Annotated in this window: 17 protein-coding genes; 11 read left to right on the top strand and 6 right to left on the bottom strand. The window is 64.0% G+C overall.

The genetic code is table 11. The features are described 5' to 3' along the window. Positions 1 to 393: 393 nt before the first annotated feature. Complete coding sequence (locus B7R93_RS08150; RefSeq protein ID WP_103020294.1) at positions 394 to 876, bottom strand: CBS domain-containing protein; 483 nt, start codon at positions 874 to 876, stop codon at positions 394 to 396. A gap of 786 nt (positions 877 to 1,662) precedes the next feature. Between B7R93_RS08150 and B7R93_RS08155 the strand changes: the two genes are divergently transcribed. From B7R93_RS08155 to B7R93_RS08165, 3 genes are all read left to right on the top strand, one after another. Beyond that, positions 1,663 to 1,980, top strand: coding sequence for a hypothetical protein (locus tag B7R93_RS08155; RefSeq protein ID WP_103020295.1), 318 nt, complete (start codon positions 1,663 to 1,665; stop codon positions 1,978 to 1,980). Between the two features lie 219 nt (positions 1,981 to 2,199). After that, positions 2,200 to 2,640: an SCP2 sterol-binding domain-containing protein gene (locus tag B7R93_RS08160; RefSeq protein WP_103020296.1), complete on the top strand. Its 441-nt coding sequence runs from the start codon at positions 2,200 to 2,202 to the stop codon at positions 2,638 to 2,640. A 51-nt stretch (positions 2,641 to 2,691) separates the two neighbouring features. Beyond that, positions 2,692 to 3,174, top strand: coding sequence for a phasin family protein (locus tag B7R93_RS08165; RefSeq protein WP_103020297.1), 483 nt, complete (start codon positions 2,692 to 2,694; stop codon positions 3,172 to 3,174). Here the strand turns inward: B7R93_RS08165 and B7R93_RS08170 are convergent. Then, positions 3,171 to 4,589: a wax ester/triacylglycerol synthase family O-acyltransferase gene (locus B7R93_RS08170; RefSeq protein ID WP_232798195.1), complete on the bottom strand. Its 1,419-nt coding sequence runs from the start codon at positions 4,587 to 4,589 to the stop codon at positions 3,171 to 3,173. The genes B7R93_RS08165 and B7R93_RS08170 overlap by 4 nt on opposite strands. 562 nt (positions 4,590 to 5,151) lie before the next feature. On the opposite strand from B7R93_RS08170, the gene B7R93_RS08175 reads away from it, so the two are divergent. The 3 genes from B7R93_RS08175 to B7R93_RS16025 all read left to right on the top strand — a co-directional run bounded on the left by B7R93_RS08175 (position 5,152) and on the right by B7R93_RS16025 (position 7,218). Beyond that, positions 5,152 to 6,291: a glycoside hydrolase family 19 protein gene (locus B7R93_RS08175; protein WP_232798196.1), complete on the top strand. Its 1,140-nt coding sequence runs from the start codon at positions 5,152 to 5,154 to the stop codon at positions 6,289 to 6,291. A gap of 12 nt (positions 6,292 to 6,303) precedes the next feature. Further along, positions 6,304 to 6,801, top strand: coding sequence for a hypothetical protein (locus B7R93_RS08180; RefSeq protein WP_103020299.1), 498 nt, complete (start codon positions 6,304 to 6,306; stop codon positions 6,799 to 6,801). Positions 6,802 to 7,092: 291 nt separating this feature from the next. Next, on the top strand, positions 7,093 to 7,218 hold the full coding sequence (locus B7R93_RS16025) for a hypothetical protein (protein WP_262507556.1): 126 nt from the start codon (positions 7,093 to 7,095) through the stop codon (positions 7,216 to 7,218). Between the two features lie 225 nt (positions 7,219 to 7,443). Here the strand turns inward: B7R93_RS16025 and B7R93_RS08185 are convergent, their stop codons facing one another. From B7R93_RS08185 to B7R93_RS08200, 4 genes are all read right to left on the bottom strand, one after another. After that, the gene (locus B7R93_RS08185) at positions 7,444 to 8,634 is read right to left on the bottom strand and encodes a DUF445 domain-containing protein (protein ID WP_103020300.1); all 1,191 of its coding nucleotides are present in this window, start codon (positions 8,632 to 8,634) and stop codon (positions 7,444 to 7,446) included. 47 nt (positions 8,635 to 8,681) lie between these two features. After that, positions 8,682 to 9,614, bottom strand: a complete 933-nt coding sequence (locus B7R93_RS08190; protein ID WP_103020301.1) for an MlaD family protein — start codon at positions 9,612 to 9,614, stop codon at positions 8,682 to 8,684. Between the two features lie 71 nt (positions 9,615 to 9,685). Next, on the bottom strand, positions 9,686 to 10,456 hold the full coding sequence (locus tag B7R93_RS08195; RefSeq protein ID WP_103020302.1) for an ABC transporter ATP-binding protein: 771 nt from the start codon (positions 10,454 to 10,456) through the stop codon (positions 9,686 to 9,688). 58 nt (positions 10,457 to 10,514) lie between these two features. Continuing rightward, a complete protein-coding gene (locus B7R93_RS08200) occupies positions 10,515 to 11,267 on the bottom strand; it encodes an MlaE family ABC transporter permease (RefSeq protein ID WP_103020303.1) in 753 nt (250 codons plus the stop codon). A 233-nt stretch (positions 11,268 to 11,500) separates the two neighbouring features. Here B7R93_RS08200 and radA point away from each other — a divergent pair, with 233 nt between their 5' ends. The 5 genes from radA to B7R93_RS08220 all read left to right on the top strand — a co-directional run bounded on the left by radA (position 11,501) and on the right by B7R93_RS08220 (position 16,487). After that, a complete protein-coding gene (radA, locus tag B7R93_RS08205) occupies positions 11,501 to 12,880 on the top strand; it encodes a DNA repair protein RadA (RefSeq protein WP_103020304.1) in 1,380 nt (459 codons plus the stop codon). A gap of 139 nt (positions 12,881 to 13,019) precedes the next feature. Beyond that, a complete protein-coding gene (locus B7R93_RS08210; RefSeq protein WP_103020305.1) occupies positions 13,020 to 13,622 on the top strand; it encodes an RNA polymerase sigma factor in 603 nt (200 codons plus the stop codon). A 47-nt stretch (positions 13,623 to 13,669) separates the two neighbouring features. Continuing rightward, entirely contained in the window at positions 13,670 to 14,245 is a 576-nt protein-coding gene (locus B7R93_RS15845; RefSeq protein WP_232798197.1) for a hypothetical protein, read from the top strand. Positions 14,246 to 14,296: 51 nt separating this feature from the next. Beyond that, positions 14,297 to 15,040 carry a hypothetical protein gene (locus tag B7R93_RS15850; protein WP_232798198.1) on the top strand — a complete coding sequence of 248 codons (744 nt, stop codon included), beginning with the start codon at positions 14,297 to 14,299 and terminating at the stop codon, positions 15,038 to 15,040. Between the two features lie 172 nt (positions 15,041 to 15,212). Then, positions 15,213 to 16,487: an N-acetylmuramoyl-L-alanine amidase family protein gene (locus B7R93_RS08220; protein ID WP_103020306.1), complete on the top strand. Its 1,275-nt coding sequence runs from the start codon at positions 15,213 to 15,215 to the stop codon at positions 16,485 to 16,487. Positions 16,488 to 16,536: the final 49 nt, after the last annotated feature.

A 16,536-nucleotide genomic window follows, 5' to 3' on the forward strand; every position in this document is an offset into this window, starting at 1 on the left:
GGCGCCTTCTGCGTGTGCGCGAGATGCTGTGTTGGCTGGCCGCGGGACACCCGGTCGTGTGTCTCAAGCGTTGGTGGAGGATCTCTCCGAATGGGGCGGGGGCGTGTGGGGGACAACACCGCCCTTGATGCAGGCTGCCGAGGGCCCCTGCTTTTCGTCAAAGTCGAGAAGAGTCGTTCTACACGCACATCGCCGCCGACAACCAGGCGGGCTCGGTCGCAGGCCCTCCGGGGTGACCGATGCTGGAGCGATCAGCGCAGATCTTCTGCCGGCAAAACTTTTCGTGTGTCAGGGGGGAAGCTCAGGGCGCACCCGGGCCCGAACGGCCGTATGCATCGAAAGAGCCAATCACCGATTCGCCGAATCCTGTCCCCCGAAAGGAATCGCCTGTTTCTACCGGGTGGAATACTGGCCCGTCACGTAGTTCACCAGCTGTGTCGCGCCCGACTCGGCCGACGCAGCGATCTGCTGCGCACAGTCCCGCATCGAGATGATATCGGCGAGGCTTCCTTCGTCGTCGACCACCGGGAGGTGACGGCACTGCAGGGTGTTCATGCGATCGAGGCAGTCCCGAAGTTGATCGCCCGCCTCGGCAGTGACGACCTCCTGCGTCATCACCTCCCGAACCTCGGTCTCCGGAGACGAACGCCCCTTCAGGGCGATATCGCGCATGTAGTCCCGCTCGGTAAAAATTCCGACCATCTCGTCGTTCTCCATCACGATGATGGACCCGATGCCCCGGTCTACCATGGCGTCGATGCAGTCGTAAACGGTGTCGGTGGGCCCGGCCGTGAGGACATCCCCGTTCTGCTGTAGGGTGCCCTTCGTCCGTAGCACGTCCCGAACTCGCGTCTCAACAAGTTTGCGCTCGTCCATAGCAAGAGGAGATATGTGAAGTGGGAGCGGAGTGGCTCGCACGCCCCGAACGTCGGGAGAAGGTCGGGGGCGAGCCGAGTAAGAAGGAAAGTACAACTGCTGGTTCACCTATCCTTGCTTGGTCGTTCCCGCTTTTTACACATTGTAACGGGTTCACGATACCCCATCGCAAGGGGCATGCCCCGTGGTCCTCACTTCGCTCGTGTAGAGCCCTCCATTTGTTCGGGGCAGTTCGTTCGCGTGGTGGGATGGCCCCTGAGTGGAGCGAAGACCGGCCGCGTGGTGTGATCAGCGCAGAGGCCTGGGGGCTCTGCTCGCAATCATCCCGTGGGACCTGAGAATTTCGTGCCTTCTATTTCGTAAATCAAAAGAGACGCTGGACCGGTCTGCCCGGAACGGAATAAACAGCAAATGCGGGATCTTAAAGCCACGGTTCCACCCAGAGAAAGCCCCCCAAAGCCCGTTGATCGATGCGGCGTGGCCCATGATGCTCGGGCGAAAAGAGGGTAGGGACGTAGGGGCTCGCTCGATTCTCGACCGGGGGCGAGCCGCCCTCGCCGCCGTGTTGGTTTTTGAACCGTCCGGCCCTCGCCTCCTGAGTGCCCGGGTCCGGAGAACTGATCCCTGCGAACAGTCCTTCCTACTCCGTTACGGGACGGAGAGAGGCATTGCGGAGCGAAGTTTGTGGGGTTGGCGTTGGTGAGAGGCGGTCCAAGGCGATGCCGTGCGCCTGCTCCCGTACGCTTGTCCCAGCAGGCCTTTTTCTGTGTCTGAACATCCATCCCCATGAACCAGAGCGAAGACGAGAACCCATCTAGCTCTCTGATCGGAGGCCTTCTGATCGAGGACCTGGTCCGGTCTGCCTTCTTTGGATTCGTATTTGGGGCCGTCCTCTTCGTGGTCTCCGACCAGACCGGCATCGTTCAGCGCACGCTCTCCTGGATGGGATTTCTCAGTGCCAGCAGGTACCTGGGGGTGAAGGAACTTGCCATCTTCGGGATGGGGCTCGGTGTCACCCTTGGCCTCGCCGGGCAGCTCTTCGGCCGAGGGGTTTCTCGCCTGATGTCTTCCTGGGGAAAGGGCGCCGGCCCGGTTGATTCATAGGGCCGGAGGAGCATGTGGGTCGGGCGTCTGTGGTTTGATTACGGATTGAGGAGCGAGGGTGGACGGAGCAGAACTGCCTCCCGAACGAGGCCCGACGGTGGGGAACAGGCGTGTCGCAAACAATCCGGGCTGGGCGGTGTCGTGGGGCTTATCGCTTGCCACTCTCCCCTCCGCACGGCTACACTACGGCGCGGTCTTCCCTCAAATCTCTCCTCCCCCATGAGCGACGCTCCCCGCTACTGGACGCCCGAGTACGTCGAACGCTTCGTCGAGGCCCTCAACGACGACGATGCATTTCAGGACACCGCGGGCTCCTTTTCCGAGACCATCGAGCTGTGCTGCCTCGACACGCCCGACGACGAGGACGTATCGGCCACCTACACGTTCGAGGAGGGACAGGTGACCGACGCAGACGTGTGGATCGACGAGGCCCCCTCCGAGCAGATGCGTGAAGAAGGGGTCGACACCGACGCCGTCATGGCGCGGGCCACGGCGCCCTACGACGTGTGGGTGCAGATGGACCAGGGCGAGATGGGCGCCACCGAGGCCATCGCGTCGCCGGACTACAAGATCGACGGTTCCATGATGCAGATCATGTCCAACATGGGGGTCTTCCGCGGCATGATGTCGGTGGCGGCGGACGTGGAGAAAACGTACTAGGTGCGTGTTGAACGGACAGAATCCTCCGTGCCACACCGCCCGCACAGACTCATGAGTGAGAACGGCCCCACAATTACCGTCACGCGCGGCAAACGAACCGAGCAGGCTGGACCGAAGCCGTCCGCGTCGTCCACGCGATCGCGGTCGTTGGGGTGGGGGCTGCCGGGGCCCGCTGCGGTGGTGGGCGGCATGCTTCGCGGGGCCCGTGCGGCGTGGTGGGCCGGCCTCGGGGTCATTGGGGCCGTGCAGGACGCCGGCACGCAGGTGTTCGATGCGCTCGTGGACGAGGGGCGCTCGTGGGAGCAGGCCCGGCGCGAGCGCACGGAGGCGACGGCCCGACGGGTGCGGGCCATGACGAAGGAGGACGACGTGCTCCGGGCGACGGAGGAGCGCGTCCAGAGCGAGGTGAATGAGATGCTTCGGCGGGTTGGTGTGCCGACCCGCGACGAGGTCCAGGAACTTCGGGAAGGAATTGGGGCCCTCGCCGATCGGGTCGAGCGCCTCGCACGCTTGGCCGAAGAGAACGACGGCTAGTTTGCCGTCGGGGGCGGACGCTTCGGGGCGTCCTCCGCGGCGGGCAGCAGGGTGTCCGCGAGCCGGTCGAACTCCCGCTCGAATCCCTCGATGATCGTGTCGGGGTCGGGGATCAGGCCGGCGTCGCTAGCGATGCCGAGGCGCACCGTGCCGTCGTAGCTAAAGATGCTGACGCCCAGGCCCACGTGCCCGGCCCGCGGCACCCACGGCATCACGTGTTGCACGTGCCGGCCCTTCATGTGGAGCGGCTCCTGCGGGCCCGGCACGTTCGTCATCACCGCGCTGGCCCGGTTGCTGAAGTGGCGCACGGCGCGGTCCTCTACGCTCAGCGGCAGGTACCCGAGGCCCTCCAACACACTCAGTGCGGCGACCGCTTCCGCCGAGCCCTTCAGGGTATCCATCCGTTGCTTCACCGCCAGCACGCGCTCCAGGGGCTCGTCGAGGCCGACGGGCAGGTCCAGAAACACGAGCCCGAACCGGTTGCCCAGCTCGAAGGCCTGCTCCGGGGGGCGCAGGTTGACCGGGATGAGGGCGCGCACCGTCTCCGCGTCGGTCGGCTCCGGGCGGGAGGTCAGGTAGTACCGCAGCGCTCCCGCCACGGCCCCGAGCAGCACGTCGTTCACCTTCGCGTCCACGACGGCCCCGATGCGCTTGACGCGCGTCAGGTCGAGCGGGGCGGACCAGGTGGCGCGCTGCTTGACCCCCAGCTCGCCCTTGAGCGGCGTGCCGTCGTCGTGGGGGAGCGAGAGAAACTTTGACAGCGCGGCCCCGAAGCTCAGGCCCTGCTTCACGCGCCGCAGGGCGTGGGACGGACGGACGAGCGACTTCGCGCCTTCACGGAGCAGGCGTCGCCCGGCCTCGACGGTGCCGCGGACGGTGTGGAGGGCGCCCTGCACCACGCCGGAGAGCAGCCCGCGGTCCTCGGCCGTCGGGAAGCGGCCCGGGTCGAAGTGCTCGTCGGTGAGTGAGAGCAGCACCTGCAGCAGCGCCATCCCGTCGCCGATGCAGTGGTGCAGCCGCACGATGAGGGCACTGCCGCCGAGGTAGTCCTCGACCAGGTCCATCTCCCAGAGCGGCTTTTCGCGGTCGAGCGGCTCGCTCATGCGCTCGCCCACCCGTTCCTTCAGTTCTTCCGTTCCGGCCGCCCCCGGCAGGGCCGTGCGGTGGACGTGCCGGTCGAGGTCGAAGTGCGGGTCGCGCTCCCAGTGCGGGGAGCCCTCCGGGTCGCGCACCCGCTGCCGAAACCGGTCGAAGCCGAGAAAGCGCTCCTCCAGAAGTGCCTTGAGCGTGTCGACGTCCATCGGGTCGTCGAGCAAGAGCACGCCCGTGATCGTCATCAGGTTCGTCGGCTCGTCCATGCGCAGCCATGCCGCGTCGACGCCGGAAAGGGGCTCGGGGGTGGTGGTCACAGACACAGCAGGAGAAAGAAGGGTGTATGGAGGCAATCTGGAAAGTGAAGGCCCGGGGCGACAGAGTCAAACCGCCAAGACTGTGGGGCCGAGGGGGGCTGTAAGAGAGATTTGATGTTTTACCCCCCCTTACTATTGTATGGTACGTTTGAATGGAAAAGACGTACTCCTCCGGTCCCGGCCAATGATTCCAATTCGATGCTCTCCTTTCCCCATTACACTTCCGGCCTGTGCGGCGACCCTCGTTGTAGGCCTTTTTCTACTGTCCTGCGATCTGCTTCCGACCAGTCCATCCGATCGGTCCGGCTCTGATCGTCTTCGGATCTCGCTGCTTGAGCCGAACCGAGTGGTCACGGGCATGTCGGATCCTGGACCGCTCCGGGCGCAGGCGGTAAGGAGTCCACAAGTAAAAGCAAACGGCAATATCGAAAGCAAGTCGTTTGACGGCAAGCACGCCTGCACGATTAGTCTTTACCGTTCGGACGGGCTACGGGGACCGGGCTACTATTTCCGATCCGCGACGCTGTCGTACCCAGACTCGACATTGCAAAAGGCCGACGGGGCAACCATGCCCCTCAAGGCTCACATTCAGACTCCGGATGTGCCTCATCCAAGCAATGTCGGGGTACGTCTTCGCTGTCGTCTTCCCGACGTGGAGGGAGCACAAAAGCGGGTCCGCTCCTTTTTTCGCTTTTCTCCGAAACAGCTTCGGAACGCAGGATTCGAGAAGGCTGATAGTTCCGCGAGAAAAGATGCGAGGGAGAAGAATAAAACGTCCTCGGAGTGTGAGGAGACCACCGCCGTAACTTGTGCCGGTAGTACCTGTGGGGTCGTAGACAGTTGGGAGAGTTGCAATTCGGGAGGCGGGCCCAGTTTCGGAGGAGGGGTATGGGATGGGGGACTAGCTCAGGATGGATACAACCTGCGCAGGCTTTATCCGAACGGCGTCAACGGTGGGCCCATCGACAGCCCCGATCCGGAGACCGATCCCTGCGAGTCGGCCGATCCGCCTGGCTATGGCGAAATTGGGTGCAACCTATCGGCCGCGGAACTCGCTGACGGATATTATCTGTTCGATCAGGCTGATGATACAGCCAAAGAGACCTTAATCAACACTCTCCAGAAGTACGGAGACAAGTATGGAATTGACAGTTCCGAGGACGTGAGGCACTTCATCGCGCAGACTGCTCACGAGTCGCAAGGGGCGATTACGAGGGTTGAAAATCTGAACTACCAGGATGCTGAGAACCTAGCTGCAACATTTAGCGAGTTCTCAATCGATGGAAAAGGAGGTAAATACAAGACCTCTGATTACATTGGCAAGCCGAAGGAGATAGCTAAAATCGCCTACGCCGGTAGGTTAGGGAATGGAGAGAAAGGAAGTGGAGATGCTTACAAATACAGGGGAAGGGGACCGATGCAGATTACGGGGAAGGATAACTATCGGGCGTTCGAGGACTGGTACCAGAACGAGGGGTTTGGATCTGCCGATTTCACAGAGAAACCCGGAAAACTCAGCAGTAACGCAAGGACGGGTACGCTTGCTGCACTTCAATACTGGGACGAGAATGTCCTCGGTAGTGACGAAGTCGACGAGGACAACCTGACCGTGGCGGACATTACAGAAGCAATCAATGTAGGAAATACGGAACTTGAGACCCGGAAGGATCACTTTGAAAAGGCGAAAGAAATTGACTGTAAAAATTAGAAAACTGAACCAATGATTAGTAAGTCCACACTCAAGATTAGTGTCACTGGTCTGCTTTTTTGCACTGCCCTCGTAGGGCTTGGCCTCTCTGTAAGCGGAAATATAGAGGCAACAATCCCGACCAACCCCTCTTTGGAGCACACAGTGAATGATTCCCTTGACGTTTTTCAGGATCGTATAGTGGCGGTTGGGACGTGGGTGTTCGATCACAATGGTCTTTTTGGCGAGGTCGACCGTGGCGATGTCACATGGACGTTCGCCGATGATGAAACGATGACAGTCAGGGACGGCGACGAGACCCACACGAGGACCTACTCTTTGGTTAAGCGCTGTGGTCGCTACGGAGAAATTGGGAAACGAGATGTGGCCTATCTGGAAGTCAGGTCGAGTGGCGATCTTGAGGACTGCTACGTTATTTCAGGGATTGACGAAGTTGGTCCGCCAGAAGGAAAGGTTTTGAATCTTATGACCTCGAATGGAACCGATTTATTTCTCATTCCAGCCGAGTGAGAGAGGGCACCCCGATCAAGGAGAACTGCGATGGACGATGGCTCGACGCTCAGTATTGGTTTCACCGGACTGCTGATTTGTGTTGTTCTTGCCGGCCTTGGCCTCTCGGCAACTGGATCTACGGAGACTGTAACTCCAGGTGGATACTCTTCAGATCAATCGGCGAGCAATTCCCTTGAGCTTCTTCGAGATCAAATCGCTGCGGTCGGAACGTAGATGTTCGACCACAACGGTCCTCGCGGCGAGTTCGACCGGGGCAACGTCACGTGAACTTTTATCAACGAGGGAACCGTGATTAGCGAAGAAGGAGCGCTGTTTCTTATCGCTGCGCTCGCCGTTGCGGGAAGCGCCGCTCGCTTCGTGCCGGAGGAGGCCGCCCGCCCCGCTTCATCTGCGGAACGGTCTGAGGTGGCCTAGGTCGACACGGTCGGCCCCAGCATCGAGGAGGCCCGCTAGATGATCGTCGGAACGTAGATCGAGGACGCGGGTCAAGAACCCGAAAACGATGAGAAGGAAGTGCCGACGTGGGGGGGCAGAGAAACGAAAGTACGAGGACGGGAAATTGTCTGTGCGACGATGGAGTCAACACCGCACAGTTAAGAGCCCTCGCGCCCGAAGAGCGAAGAGGTGAATGGCCAAGAGTCAGGCGGAGGAGCGATAGAGCACCTCATCTAGGGCGTAGACGGCGAGGCCGAGGACGGTGACCACCGCGAGCGCGGCCGCCGGGGCCCAGATGATGAAGCCGCCGACGATGCCGAGCGCGGCCCCGAGGTACTTGATGTAGTTGAGCTGCTCGTTGGTCGTGCGGCGTAAGAGCCTCTCGAGCTGGCGCTCGTCGTAGGCCCGCACGTTCTCGTAGATCATGCGCTCCAGGTCGAGCGTATCCACGAGGCGGAGGAGGACCCGTGTGAGCAACGCCTCCATCTCGTCGCCGCGCCGCTCCAGCTCGGCGGGGAGGCGGTCGAGCACCGGGTCGAGCTCCTCCACCAGCGGGTCGACCGCGTCGGGCAGGCGCCGGACGGTCTCGCGCAGGCGGGCCCGGAAGTTGTCCTCGCCAAAGTACCGGTAGGCCCGTAGCATGAGCCCCGAGAGGCCCTCGCCGGCCTGCGCCTCCACCTGCTTGGCTGTGAGGGCGACGATGCGCTCCTGGACGGACGGGGTGGAGAGCACGTCCCGGAGTGCGCGGCGGAGCAGGGCCTTTACCTCCGTGCGCACCGCGTCGTCGGTCGCCACGTCGCTGGCCGCCGCCACGAGCAGGTCGCGGTACTGGGCCACGAGGCCACTCTCCCGGATTTTCTCCTTGATGAGGGCCTTGTTGATCAGCTCGTCGCTTACGGCCTGGGCAAGGCGGTAGGCCACCCGCTCCCGCTGGGCGGGCACGAGGCCCTGGCCCACGAGGGGGCGTGCCTCGCGGGGCCGAAAGAGCATCGTGATGGCGAGCCAGTTCGTCCCGAAGCCGACGAGGCCGCTGACGGCGGTGAAGCGCAGCAGGTCCTCGAGCACGACGGTGTACCCGGCCACGCTCAGGCGCACCCCCGGAAAGTCCCATACGAACGAGAGGGCGAAGAGGGCACCTAGCACCCAAGGAAGCGCCTTCAGCACCGGCAGCCAGCGGGCGTAGCGGCCCGTGTGCTTGGGCGGCGGCTCCACGTCCTCCCCTTCTGCGCCGGCAGCGTTGGGCAGGTGACGGCTCGCCGCACGGAAGATGTGCCGCTGCAGGCGGGGCCACGACGCGGTGCGCTCGGTCGTGCCGTCCCCTGACGGGGCACGCATCGCCGCCTCCGAGGCCATGTCCTCCGGACCGTCCTCGATGTCGGAATCAGGAGCCGCCATGCGTAGCGATCGGTTGCGTGGTGAGGTGCCCCTCCGAGGCCTCCGTGCTAAAACACCTTCACGAGCGTCATGTCGTTGAGGTAGTGCCCCGGATCGCGCTGGAAGTCCTTCAAAAGCGTGTTGGTTCGGGCTGCGGCCGAGTCCAGCCGCAGGTAGAGGGTCGGGTCGTTGAGGAGCCGCCCGGCCGTGCCGTCGCCCTCATTCAGCTTGGTGGCCACCGTGTCGAGCGTGGCCGAGGTCTCCTCAAACGACGCCAGCCCGCGGTTGAGCCGGTCGAGCGACTGGTTGAGACGCCGCACGGCCACGTCCAGCGAGTCGCCGTTCTCGCCCATGAACGTGTCCAGGTCGCCCGACACCGACCGCAGGTTCTGGAGGAGCGCCCGGAGGGTTTCCTTTTCCGCCTCGGTGACCGATTCGAGGTCGCCCGCGATGTTGTTCGCGGAGGCGAGGGCCTGCCGCAGGTCACTCTCGGGGTTTTGGAGCTGTTCACTCAGGGCCGCCATGGTCGCGTTCGTGCTCGTGAGCACACTGTCGGCCTTGTTCGCCAGTTCGGGGGCCTGGTCGGTAAGGCGGTCAAAAACGCTGCCCTCAGGGGGCGCCGAGAGCGTAGCGTCCGGGGGAAGCGGAGGGTTCTCGCGGGGCCCGGGGAGAATGCTGATGCGGACGCCCCCGATGCCGCTGAAGCCAGCCACCTTTGCGTGGGAGCCCTCCGGAATGCTGATGCCCTCCTCGATGCGGAGGCGGGCCCGCACGGTCTGGGTTTCTTGGTCCAGGCGGATGGACCCCACGGAGCCCACGTTGACGCCCTTCATGCGCACCGGGTTGCCCGCCGTAAGGCCACTGGCCTCCTCAAATTCAGCGCGCACGGCGTACGTGTCCCCGAACAGCGGAAGGTCTTGGAGAAAGCGAACCCCAAAGACGGCCGCGACCACCGCGATGACAATGGCGATTCCAACCTTGATTTCGTTGCTGTACTCCATGGAGCGAGAGGGTGGTAGCGAGAGAGCGGGGCGTGCGAAGACGGCGAAGAATCCGAAGTGGGCCCGAGCGGTCAGGCCGACGGCCCGGACAAGGCCGGGGTGGTGTCTCCCACCTGGTACTCGTTGGCTTTCACAAAGGCGTTGAGGTGCGGGTTCGAGCACTTGTGGATGCCCGCCACAGGCCCCACCCACTCCAGGTCCCGTTCGTGGAGAAAGGCCACCCGGTCGGCAATGGAAAGGACGGAGTGCATGTCGTGGGTGACGACCACACTCGTCACGTTGAGCGCCTCGGCGAGGTGGCGAATCAGGTCGTTGATGGTGTTGGAGGTCTCGGGGTCGAGGCCGCTCGTGGGCTCGTCGTAGAGAATATATTCGGGCTCGATGGCGATGGCGCGGGCGAGGGCGACCCGCTTCCGCATGCCCCCAGACAGCTCGGTCGGGTTCTTTGCCCCCACCCCCGAGAGGCGCACGAGGTCGAGGCACTCCTGCACCCGGTCCTGGAGGCCCTTCTCGTCCAGGGACGAGAAGTAGCGGAGGGGAAAGGCGACGTTTTCGAACGTCGTCATCGAGTCGAAGAGCGCCCCGCCCTGGAACAGCACCCCGAACTGGCGCCGAAGGCGGCGAAGCGCCTCGTAGGGAATCGTGTCGATGTCCGTGCCGTCCACGAGCACGCGCCCCTCGTCCGGCGTCAGCAGCCCGACGAGGTGCTTCATCAGCACGCTCTTCCCGGACCCGGACCGCCCGATGATAGCAATTGTCTCGCCGTCGTGGATCTGGAGGGAGACGCCCTCCAGCACCTGGAGGGAGCCGAACCCTTTCGACAAGTTTTGGATCTCAATCATGGCTAGACGGGGACGGCGAGGAGGAACACGATGGAGCGAAGGCGGGCAGACAAGCCGCTCACAGCAGCAACAGGGCAATGAGAAGATCAGCGACCAGGATAAACACGCAGCTCAGGACGGCGGCCTGCGTCGTGCTGTCGCCCACGCCCACGGCCCCGCCGCCCGTGTAGTAGCCCTTGTAGCAGGCGACGGAGGTGATGATGAACCCGAAGGCGAACGACTTGATGAGGCCGATGGTGGGGTCGAGCAGCTTGAAAAACTGGCGCGCGCCCTCCAGGAACTCGCTGGCGCTCAGAAAGCCCCCGAAGTGGCCCACCCCGATGCCGGTCCCAATCCCCACGACGCAGGAGACGACGTACAGCACCGGAAACATAAGCACACCGGCCAGCACGCGCGGCAGGACCAGAAACCCGACGGAGTTGAGCCCCATCACCTCCAGGGCGTCGATCTGCTCGGACACCCGCATCGTGCCCAGCTCCGCTGCGATGCGCGCTCCCACGCGCCCCGCCAGAATGAAGCCCGCAATCACGGCCCCCAGCTCCAGCATGATGGAGGGCGCCACGATCGATCCGATGATGGTCTTCGGAATGAAGGGCGTCTCCAGCTGGTAGGCCGTTTGCACGGTAAACACCGCCCCGGTAAACGCCGCGGCGAGGGCGACGATGGGAATCGAGTCGATCCCCACGCGCACCATCTGGATGAAGAGGTTATTCCAGTAGGTGCCCACCTTGTCGATCGAGGCAAACGCCCGGCCCATGAGCGTTGCGTACCGGCCGAGGGCCCGGAAAGGAGAGAGCAGCGTGTCGAGCAACGAGACGGAAGGGAACAGAATGCGAAGAGTACGAACGGGGGCCTCCAGGAGCGGGGAGGCTTTGCGTCACAGCCTGCATATGCACATCCAATCCGGCGAGGAGGTTCCTCTGCGCCGAGGGCGTAGGGGATCTCTGGAGGGCGGATGACAGTGCATTGCACGTGCACGGATCGTGCAGAACGATGGCCCGTGCCTGTCCGCAATCGTCAGTACACGAGCTCCCCACTGTTTGCATGGCCAGCTCCGAACCGCAGTACGTGTGTCAGGAATGTGGGTACGAGGCCCACAAGTGGATGGGCAAGTGCACCGGGTGTGGGGCCTGGAATACGCTCGTCAAGGAAGCCGAGAGCGCCGACGTGGAGGCCCGGGTCCCAGACCTCAGCACGGACGGACAGAACGGACGGGCAAGGGCGCAGAACCAGCCGACCCAGCTGACGCAGGTCGAGATGGAGGGGGAGTCCCGCCTCCGCACCGGCGTCGACGAGCTTGATCGCGTCATGGGCGGCGGCATCATGCAGGGCTCGTTCAGCCTCATCGCCGGGGATCCCGGCATCGGCAAGAGCACGCTCATGACCGAGCTGGGCGGCTACCTGCCGGACCACACGATTCTGTACGTCACGGGGGAGGAGTCGAAGCGGCAGGTGAAGCTACGGGCTCAGCGGCTCGGGGTCGACAGCGACGCGCTCTACCTGCTGGCCGAGACGAACGTGCAGGAAATTGCCAACGCCGTCGACGACGTGGCGCCCGACCTGCTCGTGGCCGACTCGATCCAGACCATCTACCGGCCCGACCTGTCGAGCGCGCCCGGCTCCGTGAGTCAGGTGCGCGAGAGCACCGCCTCGCTCCTCAAGCTGACGAAAGAGCGCGAGTTCTCGACGTTTCTCGTGGGGCATGTCACCAAGAAGGGGACCATCGCGGGGCCGCGGGTGCTGGAGCATATGGTGGACACGGTGTTGTACTTTGAGGGCGATCAGAACCACGCGTACCGCATCCTCCGAAGCGTGAAGAACCGCTTCGGGGCGGCCCACGAAATCGGGGTGTTTGAGATGCGGGAAGACGGGCTGCGGGAGGTGCCCAACCCAAGCGAGATCTTCCTGTCTGAGCGCGGCTACGGCGTGAGCGGCTCCACGGTCGTCTGTTCGCTGGAGGGCACTCGGCCCATCCTGGTCGAGATTCAGGCACTCGTGACGCCCACCTCCTACAGCACCCCGCAGCGCACCGTCACCGGCTTCGCGTCGCAGCGGCTGCAGATGATCCTGGCGGTTCTGGAAAAGCGGGCCGGACTGGCCTTCAGCGACCACGACGTGTTCATCAACGTCGCCGGTGGGGTGCGGCTGGAGGAGCCGGCCGTGGACCTGGGCGTGGCCATTGCGGCCGCCTCGTCGTTCCGCGACATCCCTGCCGACACCGGCTCGGTCCTGATCGGGGAGGTGGGGCTCGGCGGCGAGATCCGCACCGTGAGCCGGGTGGAGCCGCGCCTCAAGGAGGCCGCCAAGCTGGGCTTCGATCGGGCGGTGGTGCCGGAGAACAACCTCGACCGTGTCGCTGGGGACTACGACATCGACGTGACGGGAGCCCAGCAACTGAAAGGGGTGGTGGACGTGGTGCTGTAGCGCGGAGAGGCCACTCCGGAACGGTCCTTGTAAATACATCCCCTGAGCGAACGGGGCACACAATAATTGCGCTGGGACGCTCGTTTGAACCGACGCCATGCCCCCACGTCCCGGCACCTGCTAACGATAGGGTCTCTGCATGCAGCCTACGGATGAGGAACTGGTCACGGCGTACCTGAACGAAGACGACGGGGCCTTCCGGCGGCTCGTCGAACGGCACCAGGACCGTATCTTTGGCTACCTGATGGGCATGGTGAAGGACCGGGCGGTCGCCAATGATCTCTTCCAGAAGACCTTCGAGCGTGTGATCAAGGCGATGCAGGGCCAGCGTGGGTCCTACGACCGGCAGGGCCAGTGGCTGAGCTGGGTGATGAGCATCGCGCGCAACGCCGCGATCGACCACACACGGAAGCAGAAAAAATGGGCAGACGTGTCGCAGGACGAAGACGACGGGCGGTCCTTCTGGGACACCCTGGAGGACAACTCCCCCTACGCCGACGAGCAGCTCCACCGCGCGGAGCAGCGCGAGTGGCTCGACGAGCACATCGAGCAGCTCGCGCCTGAGCAGAAAGAGGTGCTCCTCCTGCGGCAGGAGACGGACCTGACCTTCCGTGAGATTTCCGAGCTCCAGGACGTGTCCATCAACACGGCCCTCGGCCGCATGCGGTATGCCCTCAAGAACCTTCGAAAGATGATGGAAGCCTCCGACGAGACCGCGCTGGTCGGCGCGATCGACCCGTAGAGAGTCCGACGCGCTCCGACCTGCTTCACAGAGCAACTCCGTTTCCCATGGACGATCGGCTACACCTCATTCGATATCTGTACGGAGAAGAAGAGGATGAGTCGGCGCTTGCGCGTCGATTGTCCGGTGACGAAGACCTCTATCGCGAGTATGAGGAGCTGGCCGCGACGAAGCGGGCGTTGGACGACCGGCCCGCACGCCGGCCGGACGCGGCGGTCGTGGACCAGGTGGTGGACGAAGCCCGCGAGGCGGCCCACTCGTCCGGGCCGCGGTCTACGTCGCCGGCTGAGGATCGCCCGGCGCGCTCCCCGTCCCGCCCCTGGACCCGTCGCCTGCAGACGGCCGGGGCCGCACTTGCCCTGCTAATGGTGATCGGCCTGGGGTGGTGGCAGGGCGGTGGGAGGTCCGACGGCCCGGTCGCGGACTCCGCGACGCCCGGTGCGCTCGACGAACCGGCCCGGCAGGCCCCCACGGCCGCCGAGACCCGGACGAGCAGCACGGACGATGTTCCGGCCTGGGACGACGGGGAGGAGCTGGTTCGCATCCAGCGGCGCATCGACCGGCTACAGGCCCGAAGCGCCCCGGATCGGTGGGGGGCCCTCCAGCGGGTCGGTCGGCCCTGACGAATGTTCACGATCTGCCTCGCTCATTTCATCTTCACGTCTCGCGTTTCCATGATCGCTTTGCGCTGTTTGGGACCTACGTGTCGTCGGCTCGTCGCCGGGCTCGTCCTCGGACTCCTTCTGTGGGGGGGGCTCCTGCCCGTGGCGTCGGCTCAGCAGACCCGTACGTTGAACATCCGGGGCGGCACGGTCTACGTCGACGGGCAGCCCCTGTCGGAGGACCGGCTGCCGGACAGCCTGAACCTACAGAGCGTCCAGGCCGACTACCGGTTCGTGGGCATCCAGCGCCCCGTCGTTGAGCTCAAGGGGCGCCTCTTCGTTGTGCAAGACGGGTTGAGACCCATCAGCGAAGAGGAGGTGCGCGAGCAACGAGCCTCCGTTGTGCTGGGAAGCGACGCAGTGCAGGCACGGGCCGCTGCGTCTCGGGGCGGGATGGGGCCCGCAAACAGCCCGGAGGCGTCCCACCGGCAGTACCTCAATGCGGTGCAGCGCTCCAGCCGAGAGCTCTACGAACGGCTCCAGCGCGAGCGCCAGATGGAGCAGGACGCACAGCGCCTCGCGCGCACCGTTCGGCTGCTGCCGGAGGGGAGAGAGCGCCAGGCTCAGATCGATACCCTTCGCGCAATGCTCAAGGACATTTTTGCGGTCAAACAAGAAAACCGGCGCCGCGAGATCGAGCGCCTCCAGCGGCAGATTCGGGGTCTGCAGGAGAACCTCCAGCGACGAGCCCAGATGCGAGAGCGCATGATTGATCGCCACCTCCGACAGCTCATCGATTCCACCCGTGGCCGCTAGCGGCTCTGTGCAAAGCCCGATGCCTGCCGTGCTCTCTTTCCCTCCTGTCACCTCATCCTTTACTTTAGGAGGGCTGTGTCGCATCTTACAGGTCGGTAGTTGTGCATAGGTTAGTGGTCGTGCACGACGGCCCTCCGCATGTCGCCCTGCGTCAGAAGTGTCGTTCCGGTCTATGGATTGGTTTCGGGCTCCCAACGGTTGTCGTCGTGAAGTCCGGGACAGGTCTCCCTGGGGCCTTCGGTGGGGCGTGGTTGGGCTTCTGCTGTTGGCGGTGGGACCGGTGTTGTTGGCGGCAGGGGCGGCGCAGGCCGAGGTGCTCGTGACCGACGTGATCTTTTCTCCCCGATCCGACGGGCAGGGCCACGTTGTGCGGGTCCAAACGACGGCGTCTCCCGAGGCCTATATGTTACAGTCAGAGAAGGCGCACGAGCTGAAGTGGGTGCTCTACAACACAGACGTGCACGCGGACTACGAGAAGCGGACGCCGAAAGGGCCGATCGAAACCTACACGCTGACGCAGCAAAACGGCCACCTGATTCTTCGGGTTGCCCTGACCGCGGACCGCTCAATCTCGCCCATGGTGTACCGCGATGGGGCCTCCGACGACCTGCTCCTGAACCTCGCGTACGACGACGCGACGCCCGTAGCCGCGGAGCGTTCTTCGCCTCCCGCCGAAGCCCCGACGGCCTCGCGGGAAGAGCGGCGTCAGCGAGACCCGATGGCGACCCTCTCCCGTGAGCGCTCACGGCTCGACACGGTGGTGATTGATCCGGGGCACGGGGGCAAGGACCCCGGGGCGGTGGCCCACGGACTGCACGAAAAAGACATCGTGCTGGACGTGGCCCACAAGCTGGGCGACTACATCGAGAATCGCCTCGACCTTGAGGTGATCTACACCCGAACGACCGACCGATTCATCGCCTTGGAGGAGCGTGGGCATCTTGCCAATCGGACGGGCGGTGACCTCTTCATCTCCCTCCACGCGAACGCGTTTCAGTCGTCGTCTGTCCAGGGCACGGAGACGTACTTCCTGGGGCGTTCCAAGACAGACGCGGCACGGCGCGTAATGAAGCAAGAAAACAGGGTCGTCCAGGAGTACGAAGAGAATCCAGATCGCTACGAGGAATACGACGCGGAGGCCTTTGTGAAGGGCGAGCTGTTTCTCAGCGCCAGCATGCAGTTCAGCGAGGAGTTCGCGTCGATCGTCCAGAACCAGTTCAAAGAACGCGTCCAGCGGCGCAGCCGCGGGGTGCACCAGGCCGGGTTCTACGTTCTGTGGAGCGCCTCGATGCCGTCGGTCCTCGTGGAGCTTGGGTACCTGACCAATCGCCAGGAGGCGCGCTTCCTCAACAGCGACCGCGGGCAGACCTACCTGGCGAGTGCCATTTTCCGCGCCGTGCGAAAGTACAAGAACCAGTACAACAAGGGCATCGTCTCCAGCGAGTAAAGACATTCGAGGGCGGTGCCGGCCGGTGTTCGGCTGCCCTTGTCAATGC

Origin of the sequence: Salinibacter altiplanensis (genome assembly GCF_002894645.1) — a bacterium.
Lineage (GTDB): Bacteria > Bacteroidota > Rhodothermia > Rhodothermales > Salinibacteraceae > Salinibacter > Salinibacter altiplanensis.

Coding starts and splice junctions, on each gene's coding strand:
- B7R93_RS15850 (WP_232798198.1), top strand. CDS start 14,297: ATGATCGCTTTGCGCTGTTTGGGACCTACGTGTCGTCGGCTCGTCGCC.
- B7R93_RS08185 (WP_103020300.1), bottom strand. CDS start 8,634: ATGGCGGCTCCTGATTCCGACATCGAGGACGGTCCGGAGGACATGGCC.
- B7R93_RS08180 (WP_103020299.1), top strand. CDS start 6,304: ATGATTAGTAAGTCCACACTCAAGATTAGTGTCACTGGTCTGCTTTTT.
- B7R93_RS08195 (WP_103020302.1), bottom strand. CDS start 10,456: ATGATTGAGATCCAAAACTTGTCGAAAGGGTTCGGCTCCCTCCAGGTG.
- B7R93_RS08160 (WP_103020296.1), top strand. CDS start 2,200: ATGAGCGACGCTCCCCGCTACTGGACGCCCGAGTACGTCGAACGCTTC.
- B7R93_RS08150 (WP_103020294.1), bottom strand. CDS start 876: ATGGACGAGCGCAAACTTGTTGAGACGCGAGTTCGGGACGTGCTACGG.
- B7R93_RS08155 (WP_103020295.1), top strand. CDS start 1,663: ATGAACCAGAGCGAAGACGAGAACCCATCTAGCTCTCTGATCGGAGGC.
- B7R93_RS08190 (WP_103020301.1), bottom strand. CDS start 9,614: ATGGAGTACAGCAACGAAATCAAGGTTGGAATCGCCATTGTCATCGCG.
- B7R93_RS15845 (WP_232798197.1), top strand. CDS start 13,670: ATGGACGATCGGCTACACCTCATTCGATATCTGTACGGAGAAGAAGAG.
- B7R93_RS08220 (WP_103020306.1), top strand. CDS start 15,213: ATGGATTGGTTTCGGGCTCCCAACGGTTGTCGTCGTGAAGTCCGGGAC.
- radA (WP_103020304.1), top strand. CDS start 11,501: ATGGCCAGCTCCGAACCGCAGTACGTGTGTCAGGAATGTGGGTACGAG.
- B7R93_RS08165 (WP_103020297.1), top strand. CDS start 2,692: ATGAGTGAGAACGGCCCCACAATTACCGTCACGCGCGGCAAACGAACC.
- B7R93_RS08175 (WP_232798196.1), top strand. CDS start 5,152: ATGCCCCTCAAGGCTCACATTCAGACTCCGGATGTGCCTCATCCAAGC.
- B7R93_RS08210 (WP_103020305.1), top strand. CDS start 13,020: ATGCAGCCTACGGATGAGGAACTGGTCACGGCGTACCTGAACGAAGAC.